The following is a 17,530-nucleotide window of genomic DNA, read 5'->3' on the forward strand; positions in this document are numbered from 1 at the left end:
TTTATGAGAATCATAAACTTTATGCGAAGTATAAAATTTACGCAAAGCATAAGAAAAAGGTTAAGTATTATTTTGGTATGCACCTCTATATTAGCACTTTTTTTATCTACACTTTTAGTGAATATAACAATATCAAGAACCTTCAACAGGTACTTAGTCGAAATACAAAATAAGAGGGATATTAGAATAGTAAAATATTTAGAAGAAGTATATAAAAAAAATGGTAAGTGGTCAGAAACTTCAGGAATAGAAATTATGCATGAAGCCTATATGAGTAGATACTGCCTTACTCTTAAGGATGAAAATAAAAAAGCCGTTTGGGGAATGAACGCTAATGACATAGTTAACAATACTAATATCACTATGCACGTCAAAAATGAAGGGGTTTATACTACAAGTACCTTTGAAATAAAATCTAAGGACAAGATTGTAGGATACATAGAAATAGGGCAATACGCACCAGTTCTATTATCCAAAGAGGATGTGGATTTTAAACTCTCAATAAATAAGAGTATTATTTTAAGTGTTGTACTTTCAATTTTAATAACAATATTAATTAGTCTTTTTATTTCGAAGCAATTCTCTACTCCGCTTAGGCAAGTTTCAAAGATTTCAGTCAATCTTTCAAATGGAAACTATAATGCAAGGGCAAATGATAAGAGTAGCATTTTAGAACTTGAAGATTTAAGAAATAGCATAAATACACTTGGAGAAAAGCTTCAGCATCAGGATGTCCTTAGAAAGAGGTTAATATCAGATATATCTCATGAAGTCAGAACGCCTCTTAATATTTTACAAAATAATTTTGAAGCTATGATTGATGGTATTTTCCCCGTAGATAATGAAAGATTGACTTATCTTAATGAAGAAGTTATTAGATTTGGAAAGCTTATAGACAACTTAAATGCATTAAAAGAGGTTGAAGGAGAAGAAATAGCATTAAACACGGAGAAAATTTCTTTGAAAGATATCCTTTCTTCAGTTGTAAAAGAATTTGAATTAATAACAGAAAATAAGAATATTAACATGACCTTAGAGTTAAACACAAGTAAACAATGCAACATTTTAGGAGACAGAGATAAAATAAAACAGGTAATTATTAACTTGCTTTCAAATGCAGTTAAATTTACTCCCAAGCAGGGGAAAATTGATATTGCTTTAAAAGAAGCTGATGAAAAAGTAATATTAAAAATAGAAGATACAGGCATTGGTATTAAGGAAGAAGACTTACCTTATATATTCGAAAGGCTCTATAGGGGAGATAAAAGTAGACATGAAATGGAAGGCTCAGGGATAGGTCTCACTATTGTACGCAATATATTAACCATTCATAAAGCAAATATAGAAGTGGAAAGTAAAGAAGGCGCGGGTTGCGTTGTAACTGTAAAATTTAATGGGGCTTTGTGATTAACCTCAAGAAAATAAAAAGTGGGGACGGTTAACAAACAATTAAACAAATGGTGAAATAGATAGGGACGGTTAACAAACAATTAAACAAATGGTGAAATAGATAGGGACGGTTAACGAGTAATGAAAAGATGCATGTTTAAAAAAACATGTATTTTTTCATTGCTCAGCATATTTAAGAGAACTTGTTTTAATAATTTTATCTTATACATTAATAGAAGATCATATTTATGTATGCTTGTCCAAGTATATTTGAATAAAATAACCATATTTTATTCTCTGAAAAATTTTCGTTTATTACAAATGGCTAAGCATAGGATTTAATAAAATCACCTATAATATTTTCGTATTTTTCGTCTGTTCCAATTAATTCTATACCGATAGTGCTTAATTTTGATACTCTAGCCTGCGTAATGTTCCCAAGTGTGTTAGATATATCACAGGATTTAAAGTTGCAGAGGCTTCTCATTAGAACAACTGTTAACGCTTTTGCTTTTACAAGTTTTCTGCTGTACTTCATATAAAGATGAACCTTTGATACGTTTAGTTTTGACGCTATAAATTCGGCTATATCCTCTGGTTTAAAGTTTCTTATAAGTATTTTCCTATCACTTTTATACTCTGTTTTTTCATCTTCGAATTCAAAATCAATTTCTTCTTTCAGCTTTTCTTCGTTGTCTCTAAAAACAAGGTTATAGTAATTTTTCCTTGCACTTTTAAGGCTATTTCCAAAAAGACTCATAATAAATCCATAATCAATTAATTTAAAAGAATCACGTCTTTTCCCTAAGAATATTGCTAGACTAGAAAATGCATATTTTTCAGGACAATCCTTATATTCCACTATGGCTGTAGGATTATTGTGTGTATATAGCGATAAGGTCTTTAAATACCTTTCATTAGCAACTATTATACTCTTAAACCTATCTCTAAAAAGATGACCTTCCCTTTTATGTTTTTTATTAAAATACATTGCATAAGAAAAATTTATTCCATGCATTACTTTTGATATGTCTGATCCGTTAGCATCAATTATTAAATGTAAATGGTTATTCATTAGGCAGTACCCATAAAGTTTAAAATCATATAGGATCTTATATTTTTTTATAAGGGATAAATACTTTTTCTTATCATCAGAATCCTTGAATAAATCTACCTCAGTAATACTTTTGCACATAATATGATATATAGATTGTTCACTTTTTAATCTAAAAGTTCTTGACATAAAAAATCATCCTTTCCCATAAGCTTTTCTTAAAATTATTGCCTATGGGTCAGGATGATATTCATATTCTAAAGTCAATAGTTTAAATAGTTGTTAACCGTCCCCGGTGTTGGGAACTTTTCTTTTTTTATTTTAAGTGACGATTTTAGCCTTAAACACATAATATAAAGCAAAGGCACATTAAAATAAATAACAAATCAGTATACGAGTCTATTCTAGCATAGTCTATTTTTCGTTATCTTTACTTGTTTTTTATTCTTGTGGGTCATAAGACAATATCAAGGCAGGTGAAAAAATGGAAACCTTAATAGTAAAACTAACAGAAATTGCAGTAGGGAAAAAAGTGCAAGTGGTAGAATTGCTCTCGGAAGGTTTATCAAGACAACGAATGCTGGATTTAGGGATAGTGCCAAACACCACTATCCACGTACTTAGGCAGAGTCCTTTTGGAGATCCAACGGCATATCTTATAAGAGATACTTGTATTGCACTGAGAGAAGAGGAAGCTCAAAATATTATAGTAAGAGACATAGAATTGTAGCTATTAGAATACAATGACTGTTAAATGTCATCTCAGAGCTAAATAGTTATAAATATAAATATTAATAGAGAAAGGAGAAAAAATGGGGCTAACTTACAGTTCTAGTAATAAGCAGGGATTAAAGGATCTTTTTAATGTAGAGAAATTAAAAGAAGAAGATTATGTCATTGCACTTGCAGGAAACCCAAACACGGGAAAGAGTACAGTGTTCAATGCACTGACTGGACTTCATCAGCATACAGGAAACTGGCCAGGGAAAACCGTTGTAAACTCTCAAGGGAAATATGGTCATAAAGGCACAGACTTTACTATTGTGGATTTGCCAGGCACTTATTCTCTTCTTGCAAGTTCTGTCGAAGAAATAGTAGCTAGAGACTTCATTTGCTTTGGAAAGCCAGACGTAACAGTGGTTGTTTTAGATGCCACGTGTATTGAGAGAAATTTAAACTTGCTTTTGCAGGTGATTGAGATTACTGATAAAGTAATAGCTTGTGTAAATATGATGGATGAGGCTAAAAGTAAAAACATAAGTGTAAATATAGAAGCTTTATCAAAGGAATTAGGTATACCGGTGGTGCCAACTACTGCAAGAAGTAATATAGGCATGAATATTTTAAAAGATACCATATATGATTTATGCACTAATAAAATTCATACCTGTCCCGTACAAATTCAATATCCTAAAAGTATTACGCAGCAGCAGCAACAGCTCACCCCAATGATTATCTCGATTTTTAAGGACAAAATTAATGCTAAATGGCTTGCATTAAGACTTCTAGATGGAGATGAATCGCTTTTAAATTCTATAAGCAAATTTTTAGGTTATGACTTAAGAAGTAATTAATAGGGAGGTGTAATTGTTGAATCTAAAGGAAGACGCAAATATTAAGGCGATTCTAAAAAAATCAAAACTTTTTAGAACACAAAACAATGAAAACATAAGAGACACCATTGTAGAAACTATTTATAAAACGGCGGAGGATATAACAAGAAAAACTGTTATAAAAGACACTGAAAGGTTATTGTCTCAGCAAAAAATTGATGACATAGTTACCTCTAAAAAAACGGGTATCCCAATAATGATACTACTGCTAGCAGTGATATTTTGGCTTACAATTCAGGGAGCAAATTATCCTTCACAGTTTTTGTCAAAATTCTTGTTTTGGATAGAAGCAAAGATCAGTTTATTCTTTATCTATATACAAGTTCCCCTTTGGCTAAATAACCTTTTAGTACTAGGAGTATACCGAACTTTCGCCTGGGTAGTAGCCGTAATGCTTCCACCTATGGCAATATTCTTTCCTATATTTACACTACTTGAAGATGCTGGATATCTGACTAGAATATGCTTTAATTTAGACCATTCTTTTAAAAAAGCTTGCTGTCATGGAAAACAAGCACTAACTATGTGTATGGGGTTTGGTTGCAATGCTGCCGGGGTAATAGCCTGCAGAATAATTGAGTCACCAAGAGAGAGGCTTATAGCCATTGTAACCAACAATTTTGTACCCTGTAATGGTAGATTCCCAACTCTTATAGCTCTATCAATGGTGTTTGTAGGAGTGAGTATAACGCCTGCTAGTAGGTCTGTTATAGCTGCACTGATGGTAGTGCTTTTAGTGCTTATAGGTATAGGGATTACATTACTAACATCCTATACATTATCAAAAACAATACTAAAAGGTATGCCCTCAAGCTTTACATTAGAGATGCCACCCTATAGAAAGCCTCAACTCGGAAGGGTATTATATACATCTATAATTGATAGAACCATGTTTGTGTTGGGAAGAGCTATAATGGTAGCTGTGCCCGCTGGTGCTATAACCTATATTCTTGGCAATGTCATGATTGGAGATATAAGTATACTAGCCCATGCAGCAAATTTTCTAAATCCCTTTGCGAATGCCATAGGTTTAGATGGCTTTATTTTGATAGCCTTTATTTTAGGATTTCCAGCAAATGAAATCGTGCTACCTATTCTTTTAATGGCATACTTATCTAAAGGATCCATGCTTCAATTTGAAAGTATAGATCAGCTTAGGGAGATTTTGCTAAACAATGGGTGGACATACTTAACACTCATAAACACAATGTTATTTTCACTATTGCACTTTCCGTGCGCCACAACAGTATGGACTATAAAAAAAGAAACCGGAAGTATAAAATGGACAATATTATCTGTATTAATGCCCACAGCCATTGCTATAATCATATGCTTTTGTACCACCAAAATTTATAGGATTTTCATGTAGTCAAAACAAAACCTTAAAACAAAACCTTAGGGACAGTTAATAACTAATTGAACTTTAGTCTGGTCAAAACCCCAGGGACAGTTAACAACTAATTGAACATTAAACTGTCCCTCACAAATATATATGAAAAAAATAAAGACTTTTGTTTTAACAAATCTTGCGAATTTGCTAAAACAAAAGTCTTGTTCCAAGTAAATCTTGCACCAAACCGGGCGTAAGCCAGTATGTCGATTTGATGTATAAGGCAAAGCCTTACGAACTACTCCCTTTCATTTTAAAGTAAAGATTATATTGATAAATCACTAAAAGGGTACCGTTAATGACTTCAGAAGGATAAATAATTAATTAATGGTTATTAACTATTGTTGAAATAATAATAAGCACAATTGGATCCAAGGAGGAATTCATTCTGAAGTGCCATTAAGGTATCCTAATATATTATATGTGCAAAAGGATAAGTTGTTACAGATATTTATACTATATGTAAAATTTATCCTAAAAATTATTATTAGGTGTTTAAAATGTATGGGAAGTAATGTATAATGTTATCAAATGGTAATTATTTGGAAGGCGGGAGTTAAAATGACTTATATAAAAAAATATGAAGAATGGTTAAATAATAAATATTTTGATGAAAAGACTCGAGAAGAATTAAGGTCAATATCAAAAGACAATAATGAAATTGAAGATAGATTTTACATGGATTTAGAGTTTGGAACTGCAGGGCTAAGAGGGAAGTTAGGTGCGGGACTTAATAGAATGAATTTATACATAATTTCAAGAGCAACGCAAGGGCTTGCGGATTATATTAAAGGTTATGGACAAGCATATATGGATAGAGGTGTAGCAATAGCTTATGATTGCAGACATTTTTCACTTGAATTTGCAGCTACAGCATCACAAGTTTTAGCAGCAAATGGAATAAAGGCTTATTTATTTGAGGAATTAAGGCCTACTCCAGAACTATCTTATGCAGTAAGAACGTTAGGTACCGCTGCAGGAATTGTTGTGACTGCTAGCCATAATCCTAAAGAATATAACGGATACAAGGTATATTGGGAAGATGGTGCCCAGATCTTATCATCTACTGCAAATGGTATAACAGAAAAAATTCAGAGCATTACAGATTTTAGTACCATAGAAATCATGGATCTTGAGGAAGCTAAGGAAAAAGGATTAATAGTAATGCTCGGGAAAGCAATGGATGATGAGTATATGGAGAAAGTAAAGGGACTAGCTTTAAGGGATAACATAGATAAAGATATAAAAATTGTTTATACACCTCTAAATGGTACTGGGAATATGCCTGTACGAAGAGTACTAAAGGAAAGAGGTTTTACTAATATAATAGTAGTGCCAGAGCAAGAAAACCCAGATCCAGACTTTACAACCGTTGGATACCCAAACCCAGAGGATGTAAAAGCCTTCAAATATGCCCAGGAACTTGGTAAAAAAGAAGGGGCAGAGTTATTAATAGCTACAGATCCGGATTGCGATAGACTTGCTATAATGGTCAGAGATAAAAATGGAGAATATGTTGCTTTCAATGGTAATCAAACAGGGGCTATATTAATAAAATATGTTATAGAAGGGATGAAAGAAAAAGGCACGCTTCCTAGCAATGCGGCCATAGTAAAATCGCTAGTAACAGGGGATTTAGGCAGGCAAATAGCTAAGAAATATGGCGTGGAAACCTTCGAAGTACTTACAGGATTCAAAAATATTTGTGGTAAAATCAATGATTTTAAGAAAGATGATAGCCATGAATTTATATTTGGATACGAAGAAAGCATTGGGTATGTTGCTGGGACTTTCGTTCGTGACAAAGATGCAGTGATATCTTCCATGCTTTTATGTGAAGCTGCAGCCTACTATAAATCACAAGGGAAAACTCTAATAGATATATTAAATGAGATATACGAGGAATTTGGATATTATAGAGAAAACCTAATATCTCTAGTTCTAGAAGGCATAGAAGGACAAGAAAGAATTTCTAGAATGATGGAAGAATACAGAAAAGATAATCCAAAGACAATAGGCACTGCGAAGCTTACTAAATATATAGATTACGATATAGAAAAAGCTTATGACGTAATTAATGGTACAGAAGAATCTAGTGGAATTCCAGTATCTAATGTACTTAAATTCTACTTTGATGATGAGAGCTGGTATGCTGTAAGACCTTCAGGTACAGAACCAAAAATTAAAATATACATGTACTCAAAGGGAGAAACTTTAAAAGCTGCAGAAGAAAAATTGGTAGAAATGAAAGATATAATTATGGAAAAACTTCAAAGTACAAAATAAACATAAGAAACATATAATATATTAAAGGGATCCATGCATTGCGCTGAATGCATTCGGCTGCACTGCATGGATTCCTAAATACAACTAGATTTATCCCTAATGAATTTACAGTTATACTTGTACCATAAAGGCTCATGATAAATTTAAAATGGAATATCAATAGTTGTATAGATGCAACAATTAATAAATTGAGAAGGGGAATTTCAGTATGAGGATATTTAATGACATTTCAGAAGGAAAGTCTCCAATTTTTATAAGTGAGAGTTAATCACTCTAGCAAAAATAAAACTCCAGTGGGAGTGTAAATACCCTTCTGAAGTCGTTAATATGCAGCTCCGCAGGAGATGATTAATTTAGTAGTGATTATAATATCATTAATTTTTGTTGGGCTAGGTTTTAGCTTAAACTATAATGTTTTTAAAAAAATTAATGAATATAGTTTGAAATTCAAGGTGTTTTTTAGTCCTCAATTTCAGGAGAAATTAAATAAAAATTATACAAGTGCAGTTAAAATAATTGGAACAAGTGACATAGCATTAGGAGTAATGCTTATAATTTGGGTGTTTTTATTTGCAGCATTCCCTAACACTTTTAAAAATAATAATATTAGTTGTATTGTAATTGGTATTTTATCAATTATGAATCAGATTATATTAAATCTGAAACTTAAGAAGATAAAATAAACAATATTTTATATTGTTTCATAATTATTGTGGGAAAATTTATTGGCTTGTCGGAAATAGACAAACCAATTTTAGTGGTTTTTAAATTTAAAGATATCTAATTTTTAAATATTACCAGGTTACGATTGCTTATAATTTGCATTATGATTAGTAGGCAAATAAACCATAGTTTATTATGCATAAATGTAATATTATGAAAAAGTTGAAAGGAGTGAAATTATGAGTGATACATTTATTTTGGTACTTATAGTAGCGGGAGTAGTGGGAGTAGTGTTAAATATATCAAGTACATCAAATACTATTAGTATGATGCGAGTTGACATTGCGCAAATGAAGAGAACTTTAAATATGATTGCGGATAAAGTTGGTATTCCGAGTGAAATAGGACTGCCGGGTGAAATGCGTGTGTCAGATGAAACAATGGCTGAATTAAAAAGCCTTATTTTAGAAGGCAAAAATATCAAAGCAATTAAAAAATATAGAATGGCTACTGGAATAGGGCTCAAAGAAGGCAAAGATTATATTGATGCTCTAAGTGAAAAGGAATTAAAATAGGTAATTTACACGTCTATTATGTTTCATAATTATTAGTGGGAAATTATTGGATTGTAATAAATAGACAAGCCAATTTTAGTATATGTTAATTCTAAGTGTGCCAAGTGACCCTAAACTTTAAATTTTAAATTTTTGAACCAACTCATTAAGTTTTTGTGCAAGCTGTGCTTGATTTTGTGATGCTTGTGCAATTTCATCTGACATGGAGCTTACAAATTCTCCATCCGCGCCATATTGAATGTTATTTACAGTTTCACGGATTGTTCTGCAAGTCTTCTTACTTCCTCAGCAACTACTTAAAACCTCTCTCAGTCTATTACATAAGCATAACTATTTTTAGCACTATATTTTTTAACTATATTTTTCAATTCTTCAAGTTTTAAATCGCCCATCTTTTTTTTATTGATTCGACACGTAATAATCAGAAATTAAATTTGATATAAAAAATGGTATTCCTAAAATTAATATAGCAATGATAATTAGTTGATGTTTTATAGATTTCATCTTTAGACCCTTTTTTCTTGTATTTAAATATATTTAAACATATTTAAACATACATGTAATGAAAATATACTGAAAATTGCGTTAAAGGGTTGCATTTATATAAGAATGTAAAAGTATGACGAAATAAATGCATCTATATGAATAATATGTATAATAATTATATATTTCAATCTTTTTCGTCAGTTAATTTTATTTTGCCTAATATACAAATATTTTAAGTTATTATGTGGTTAAATCATCTCCTGGGTCGCTTCAACAGATTCGCAGAAGATAAATTGACGACTTCAGAAGTAGTGGTATACTACCACTGAAGTTTTCTATTTGTTAGGGCAAGTAACTCCTACTTATAGTAGGTACTCAAACTTATAGAAATGGGAGACTTTGCTTCTGAAATATCTTTAAACATTCAAGTCTAATATGTCCCGCATGGTATAATATAATAAATACAAAACGAACTATGTGGGGAAATTATATATAATAAATTAAAAGAAAGGACGTGTTTTTGTGAGTTTAAGATTTATATACGGAGGAGCTGGAAAAGGGAAGAGTACGTTCTGCTTAGAGGACATAGAAAAACGAAGTACCAAAGAAAGCGAAAAACCCTTAGTACTTTTGGTACCAGAACAATTTTCCTTTCAAGCTGAAAAAAATCTTATAAAAGTAGTTGGATCTACAGGAATAAAGAACGTCCAAGTACTTAGTTTTAATAGATTAGCGTACAAAGTGTTTAGCGAGGTTGGAGGCATAACCCGTAAACCTATGGATACTTCAGGAAAGGCAATGCTTATTCATAGCATACTTCAAAAAAAGAAAGATGAACTCAAGGTATTTAAAGGAGCGGCTAGACAAAAAGGCTTTGTAGATAATGTAGCTTCTGCAATTACAGAGTTTAAAAAATATAATGTTTCTGTTGAAGATTTAAATAAGACATTAGGCAATTTAGGGGAAAACACCTTGCTAGTGGATAAAATAATGGATTTATCTCTTATATACGGAGAATTTGATAATATTTTAAATAAAAACTACGTGGATCCAGATGACGATTTAACACGCTTAAATAGTGCCCTTGATGAATGCAATATTTTTGATGGTTCTGAGTTTTGGATCGATGAGTTTACAGGATTTACACCACAACAGTATGGAATACTCGAAAAGCTATATAAAAAAGCTAGGAGGATAAATATAACGCTTCCATTAAAAAGCTCAGAGCATTCAAAATGTATGGAGGAATCTGATGCATTTTATTCCATTAAGTTTACAGAAAATAAGCTTTTAAGTTTAGCAGAGGATAGTGGGACAAGTATCGAAGCACCTATAGAGCTGGAAGGTAATAAAGAATATAAATTTAAAAACAATAATGAACTATCTTTTCTTGAAAAAAATTATTTTGCATTCCCATATACACCAAGTACTGAGAAATGTGAAAACATAAAGGTATTTAAAGCTCTTAATGGATACTGCGAAGTGGAACACGTGGCAAAGGATATCTTAAGACTATGCCGGGATGAGAATATAAGATTTAATAAAATAGCAGTAGTAACAAGAGACTTACCTTCCTATGAAAAGTTAATTAAAGCCATATTTACAGAATATAATATTCCATTATTTATAGATAAGAAAAAGGATATAACAAGTAACCCCTTAATTGTGCTAATAACCGGAGTCGTTGAGATTTTCACTAAGAACTTTAGCTATGAGGCAATGTTTAGGTATCTTAAAACAGGGCTTTTAGATATAGAAAAGCAGCATATAGACATACTAGAAAACTTCGTAATAGCAGCGGGCATAAAGGGCAAAAGAAAATGGACAGAACCTGATCTATGGCAGGAGAAAATAGAATACTATTTTAGAGACTACTATAATGATAAAGCTGGCATAGACGAAGCTGCATCACAAAGTGCAGAGAAACCTGTAGAAAAAGTTGCAGGTTCTCCTGAGGACAAAGCTGAAAGAATAGAAGCCACTATTAAAATTTTAAATGATACTAGAGAGAAAGTCATAAATCCACTACTACAATTCAAAGAAAAATTAAAAGGCGGATGTACCACAAAAAAAATATGCACAACTTTATTTGAATTTCTAGAAACTATAAATATATATAAAACAATAGAGGAGTGGATAGAAAATTTCAAAAGGGAAGGTGCGCAAGAGCTCGTTACCGAGTATAGTAAAATATGGAACTTAGTTATGGAACTATTAGATCAGATGGTGGAAGTCCTTGGCAATGAAACCCTATCCCTTGAGGACTTTGTAAAAGTACTATCCATGGGATTTAGTAAACATCAAATGGGAATTATTCCACCTGCACTAGATGGAGTAACTATTAGCAGCGTGGAGCGCATAAAAAGTCATGATATAAGTGCACTGTACATTATAGGGGTAAATGATGGAGTATTCCCAATGGCAAACAAGGAAGATGGAATATTAACGGACAATGATAGAATGATTTTAAAAGAAAATGCATTAGAACTTGCAAATGACACAAAAACTGAGGTGTTTAATGAGCAGTATTTAATCTATGCTACAATAACCATCCCAAGTAAATATTTAAATATAAGTTATCCTATTGCAGATTATGAAGGCAAAACGTTAAGACCTTCTATTATAATATCTAGGTTTAACGCCTTGTTCAAAGGTCTAATAGAAGAGAGCAATATAACTCAGTTTAGTGAAAGGCTACAAGAAACGAATGATATGCTGCAGCAGCTGTGTGCTAAAGTTCCAACATTTAACGAGCTGATATTTTATCTAAGAAAATATTTAGAGGAGGGAGTTATATCGCCACTTTGGATTGAGATTTATAAGTGGTACCAAAAGGACCCTTTATGGCGAGAAAAAAGCAACACCATGTTTCAGGGATTTGACTACAAAAATGAAATGAAAATGCTTGAGAAAGAAAAAGTAAAACTACTTTATGGAGACAAAAATTATTTTAGCGTATCTAGAATAGAAAAATATGAAGAATGTCCCTTTGCATATTTTGTGCAATATGGCCTAAAAGCTAAGGAGCGAAAAACTTTTACATTTTCATCTCCAGACTTAGGTAGCTTTATGCACAGTGTACTTGATGATTTTTCAAAGCTTGTGGATAAAAATGAAATAAAATGGGCGGACCTTCAGCGTGAATGGTGTGAAAAAAATATAGCAAGTATTGTAGAAAAAGAAGCAGAGGAAGGCATAAGTGGCTATATATTGAACAGTACCCCAAGGTACAAGTACTTTACAGAGCGGTTAAAAAGAGTTTTAAAACGAACTATTATGGTGATAGTTGAGCAAATGAAAAACAGTGGATTTGAACCCTTTGGCTATGAAGTATCCTTTGGATTTGAAGATGGAGATTATCCACCAATAAAAGTAGAACTATCCACAGGGGAAGTAGTAAATCTAGTTGGTAGAATAGATAGAGTAGATAAGTTAATTAATGAAGGAGAAGAATTTTACAGGATAATAGATTATAAATCTGGAAATAAGGATTTTAAACTATCCGATGTATATTACGGACTTCAAATACAGCTATTGACGTATTTAGACGCCATGCTTAAAAGTGAAAGAGCAATTTCTAAAGAAAACGAAATTTCAGAGGAGCCGATTTTCCCAGCAGGTATTTTGTACTTTAAAATAGATGACCCAGTAATAAAAGCTAAAAATAATTTAGATGAAGAAGAACTGGAAAAAGCAATAATGAAGGCTTTAAAAATGAAGGGGTTACTACTAGCAGATACTAAGATAATTAGGGAAATGGATAGAAATATTGAAGGCGCATCTCTAGTTGTCCCAGCATCTATAAAAAAGGATGGGAAGTTAGGCTCAAGATCATCAGTTGCAACTAAGGAGCAGTTTGAAATGTTACTCCGCCATGTAAAGGAAAACCTAATAAGCACCTGTGAACAAATGTTAAGTGGAGAAATAGACATAAAGCCATATAAGAAAAAAGATGCTACACCTTGTGCTTATTGTGAATACACGGCTATTTGCCAATTTGATCCTACATTAAAGGAAAATACCTATAAGATAATAAAAGATAAGAGAGACAAGGAAATATGGGAACTCTTATCGTCAGTCGAAATTAAGCAAAATAGTGTAAAGACTCAAGAGATCGGAGTGGATGAGGAGTAATGTTAAAGAGTGAGAATGAAATTAAACATGTAAAAACAGAGGTTTCATGGACCGAGGATCAGAAAAAGGCTATCTATACTCGCGATTGCAACGTTCTAGTAGCTGCAGCGGCAGGCTCAGGTAAAACAGCAGTACTAGTTGAGAGAATAATAAAGATAGTAACAGATGAAGATCGGCCTACTGATATAGATAAGTTATTAGTGGTTACATTTACGAACGCGGCGGCATCCGAAATGAGGGAGAGAATAGCTGCGGCTATTTCAAAGGAACTTTATAAAAATCCACAAAGTAAACTACTGCAAAGACAGTTAACCTTATTAAATAAATCCAGCATTACAACTATTCACTCCTTCTGCCTTGAGGTTATTAGAAGCAATTTTCATATAGTAGATTTAGACCCTAATTTTAGAATAGCAGATGCAACAGAAGCAGTTCTTTTAAAACAAGAAGCTCTAGAGGAACTATTTGAGGATAGATATGTAGAAATGAATGATGAAAATGAAACCGAAGATGAAGATAGCGATTTATTTGTAGAAAAGGATACTAGCTCTATAAATCTAATCGAGGATTCTAGTTTCTTAAAACTTGTTGAAGCCTATAGTAATAATAAAGAAGATTTAGGCCTTAAGTCTATAGTGTTAAGCCTTTATAATTTTGCCATGAGTTCTACAAATCCAACAAAATGGCTACGGGGTTCTGCAGAGGATTTTAACATAAAAGATGGGTATAGTTTTAGTAATACCCCTTGGGCAAAGGTTTTAATGGAAGATGTTAAAATAGAGCTACTAGGCATTGAAAAAGTAATGATTAAAGCATTGAAAATCATAGAAAACAATGAAGCTATAGCATTATATTACGAAGTGTTCAAATCAGATTTAGAGTTAATTGCAGATTTAATAAGCGCTGAAAGCAATTGTTTTGAAAGCTTAGCAGAAGCGTTTGAAAGTTTAACCTTCCCAAAACTAACCACGATAAAAGCCTGCAAAGATAAGGAAAAACAAAAGGTAGTACAAGAGATAAGAAATAAGGTTAAGAAACAATTAGGGGAACTGGGGCAGCAAATAATGAATGCAAATTCAGAAACGGCTTTAAGAGATATAAAAACATTGTATCCACAAATGCGTGAACTATCTCAGCTTGTTATAGATTTACAGGAAAAATATAGAGAAAAGAAAAAGGAACGTTCAATTATAGATTTCAATGATTTTGAGCACTACTGCCTTGACATTCTGATGGAAAAAAATGAAGAGGGGGAAATAGTAATAGACGCTCAGGGAAAACCAGAACCTTCCGCAGTGGCAGTTGGGCTAAGAAATAAATATGAAGAAATTCTGATAGATGAATATCAAGACAGTAATATGGTGCAAGAAACTCTATTAAATATAATTTCAAGAGAAAAAATAGGTTTCCCAAATGTATTCATGGTAGGAGACGTAAAACAGAGTATATATAAATTTAGGCAGGCAAGGCCAGAGCTCTTCTTAGCAAAGTATAATAGTTATTCAAAAATTGACGGCGAAAAAACCAGAAAAATAACTCTATACAAAAATTTTAGAAGTCGTGGACCGGTTATAAATGCAGTAAATTATATCTTCAAACAAATAATGTGCAAAAACATTGGAGATCTTGACTATACAGATGAGGAAGCGTTGAATTTAGGAGCTCACTTTGATGAACTTGAAGGTCCTGGAGTAATAGGCGGAGCAGTGGAGCTACATCTTATTGAAAAGGAAGTTAAAGATGCAGGAGAAGAAAACGAAGGTGAAGAGGTCGAAGATGAGGGACGGTTAACAACTAATGGAACTGAAGGTGAGGGACATGGCAAAACAAATGAGGATGAAACCCCTACAAATATTGAATTAGAAGCTAGAATTGTTGCAAAAAGAATAAAAGAATTAATGCTACATAAAGATGAAAAAGCTTTTAAAATTTATGACAAAAAAATAAAAGGTTATAGATACGTTGAATATAAGGATATTGTAATATTACTTCGGGCCACCTCAAATTGGGCACCCTCATTTTTAGAACAATTGAAGTTAGAAGACATACCGGTGTATGCAGATACAGGCACAGGCTATTTTAGTACCATAGAAATTCAAATAATCATGAGTTTACTTCAAATTATAGATAACCCAAGACAGGATATTCCTATGCTAGCAGTTCTCCGTTCTCCAATAGGAGGGTTTACCTCAGAGGAACTGGTAGATATAAGAGTAGGTCAAAGGGAAGTAAGTTTTTATGAAGCAATGGTAAACTTAGAAGGCACTAAAAAATCAGAAAAACTCGGTAAATTCCTTGAAAAATTAAACCACTTTAGAGAAATTTGCACGTATATGCCCATTGATGAATTCATATGGCACTTATATACTAGCACTGGTTATTACGGTTATATAGGAGCCATGCCAGGAGGGACCCAAAGACAAGCTAATTTAAGAGTGCTTTTCCAAAGGGCAAGGCAATATGAAGAAACTAGTTACAAGGGACTGTTTAATTTTATAAATTTCATAAACAAGTTAAAAATAAGTAGTGGAGACATGGGCAGTGCTAAAACCTTAGGGGAAAATGAAAACGTAGTTAGGATAATGAGTATACATAAAAGTAAAGGGCTAGAATTTCCTGTAGTATTTCTAAGTGGCATGGGAAAAAACTTTAACTTAATGGATATAAATAAGAGTATATTATTTCATCATGAATTAGGCTATGGCCCAGATTTTGTTGATCCAATTAGAAGAATTTCTTATCCTACAGTTCTAAAACAAGCGCTTAAAAAGACAATAAAGATAGAAAGTCTTGCAGAGGAAATGAGGGTACTATATGTAGCTTTAACAAGAGCGAAGGAAAAGCTAATAATAACTGGGTCAATGAGAAATACAGAGAGAAATTTAACTAGAATGAGTTCTAGTTTAGAAGAGAATAGTGAAAAGCTAGGAGAATATGAAATTTTAAAAGGTAAAAGCTATTTAGATTGGATAGTGCCGGCGATAATAAGGCATGCAGACGGAAAACCATTGCGTGAACTAATAGAAATAGATGATAGTACAACGAATTTATTAAGTCATCCTGCAAGCTTTACGGTAAGGTTCTGGAATAGAGAAAACATAAAGAAAAACGACAATTATGAAGAAGAAATTACTGTTAGCTCACAGGAAAAGCTAACAGCACTTCAGGAAGAACCTACAGATGAGAAGTTCATCTTTGAAATAGAAAAAAGGCTAGGATTTATTTATAAGTACGAAATGTCCACAAAAATGCCTACAGTACTTACAGTAACAGAGATTAAAAGAAAATTTAATGCAGAAATTACTGAAGGCGATTCAAACAATATGTACCAGCCAAAACTTATAAATAAGCCCAAATTCCTAGAAGAGGCGAAGGGATTAACCCCCGCAGAAAAAGGAACCGCTATGCATGCAGTGGTGCAAAGATTAGATTTAACTAAAGTGGCAACCACAAGTGAAATAGGATTACAAATTGAGACTTACGTTGAAAAATTGCTAATCTCAAAAGAAGAGGGCAAATCCGTCCGGGTCAATAAATTATTAAAGTTATTTAAAACAGATCTTGGACAAAGAATGATAAAAGCTTATAATCAAAAAGCTTTAAAAAGAGAAATACCGTTCCATATGGAAATTAAGTCAACAGATATAGATAAAAACCTCCCAATCGAAATATATGGAGAGGAAAAAATAATGCTTCAAGGAATAATAGACTGCTATTTTGAGGAAAATGGAGAGATAGTTTTAGTGGATTATAAAACAGACTCCTTAAAAAATGGAGATGTAAATCTCTTAATAGAGAAATATAAATCTCAGCTAGATTATTATGCAAAGGCAATTGAAGCAACACTTGGGAAAAAAGTTAAAGAAAGTTACCTATATTTATTCAGTAACGATGAAGCCGTAGAAGTTAAATAATCTTCTGCGAAACTGAAAAACCTAAA

General features: G+C 32.5%; 10 protein-coding genes. 9 read left to right on the top strand and 1 reads right to left on the bottom strand.

Annotation, left to right across the window (positions count from 1 at the left end):
* Positions 1–3 precede the first annotated feature (3 nt).
* Entirely contained in the window at positions 4–1,407 is a 1,404-nt protein-coding gene (locus tag ACWJJ2_RS15585; RefSeq protein ID WP_268064060.1) for a sensor histidine kinase, read from the top strand.
* 307 nt (positions 1,408–1,714) lie between these two features.
* Here ACWJJ2_RS15585 and ACWJJ2_RS15590 read toward each other — a convergent pair whose 3' ends face one another.
* Positions 1,715–2,632: a transposase gene (locus tag ACWJJ2_RS15590; RefSeq protein WP_165413826.1), complete on the bottom strand. Its 918-nt coding sequence runs from the start codon at positions 2,630–2,632 to the stop codon at positions 1,715–1,717.
* A 295-nt stretch (positions 2,633–2,927) separates the two neighbouring features.
* Between ACWJJ2_RS15590 and ACWJJ2_RS15595 the strand changes: the two genes are divergently transcribed.
* The 8 genes from ACWJJ2_RS15595 (at position 2,928) to addA (ending at position 17,504) form a co-directional block, all read left to right on the top strand.
* Positions 2,928–3,173: a FeoA family protein gene (locus tag ACWJJ2_RS15595; RefSeq protein WP_165413825.1), complete on the top strand. Its 246-nt coding sequence runs from the start codon at positions 2,928–2,930 to the stop codon at positions 3,171–3,173.
* A gap of 82 nt (positions 3,174–3,255) precedes the next feature.
* Positions 3,256–4,017, top strand: coding sequence for a FeoB small GTPase domain-containing protein (locus ACWJJ2_RS15600; RefSeq protein WP_216302412.1), 762 nt, complete (start codon positions 3,256–3,258; stop codon positions 4,015–4,017).
* 16 nt (positions 4,018–4,033) lie between these two features.
* The gene (locus ACWJJ2_RS15605; protein WP_462953463.1) at positions 4,034–5,425 is read left to right on the top strand and encodes a nucleoside recognition domain-containing protein; all 1,392 of its coding nucleotides are present in this window, start codon (positions 4,034–4,036) and stop codon (positions 5,423–5,425) included.
* A 582-nt stretch (positions 5,426–6,007) separates the two neighbouring features.
* Positions 6,008–7,732, top strand: coding sequence for a phospho-sugar mutase (locus tag ACWJJ2_RS15610; RefSeq protein WP_462953464.1), 1,725 nt, complete (start codon positions 6,008–6,010; stop codon positions 7,730–7,732).
* Between the two features lie 344 nt (positions 7,733–8,076).
* A complete protein-coding gene (locus ACWJJ2_RS15615) occupies positions 8,077–8,415 on the top strand; it encodes a hypothetical protein (RefSeq protein WP_220286318.1) in 339 nt (112 codons plus the stop codon).
* A 219-nt stretch (positions 8,416–8,634) separates the two neighbouring features.
* Positions 8,635–8,970, top strand: a complete 336-nt coding sequence (locus ACWJJ2_RS15620) for a 50S ribosomal protein L7/L12 (RefSeq protein WP_220319792.1) — start codon at positions 8,635–8,637, stop codon at positions 8,968–8,970.
* A gap of 1,008 nt (positions 8,971–9,978) precedes the next feature.
* Entirely contained in the window at positions 9,979–13,590 is a 3,612-nt protein-coding gene (addB, locus tag ACWJJ2_RS15625) for a helicase-exonuclease AddAB subunit AddB (RefSeq protein ID WP_462953465.1), read from the top strand.
* Positions 13,590–17,504, top strand: a complete 3,915-nt coding sequence (addA, locus tag ACWJJ2_RS15630; RefSeq protein ID WP_462953466.1) for a helicase-exonuclease AddAB subunit AddA — start codon at positions 13,590–13,592, stop codon at positions 17,502–17,504. Before addB ends, addA begins: the two co-directional genes overlap by 1 nt.
* The last annotated feature ends 26 nt before the right edge of the window (positions 17,505–17,530 follow it).

Source organism: Clostridium sp. CM039 (genome assembly GCF_055081075.1).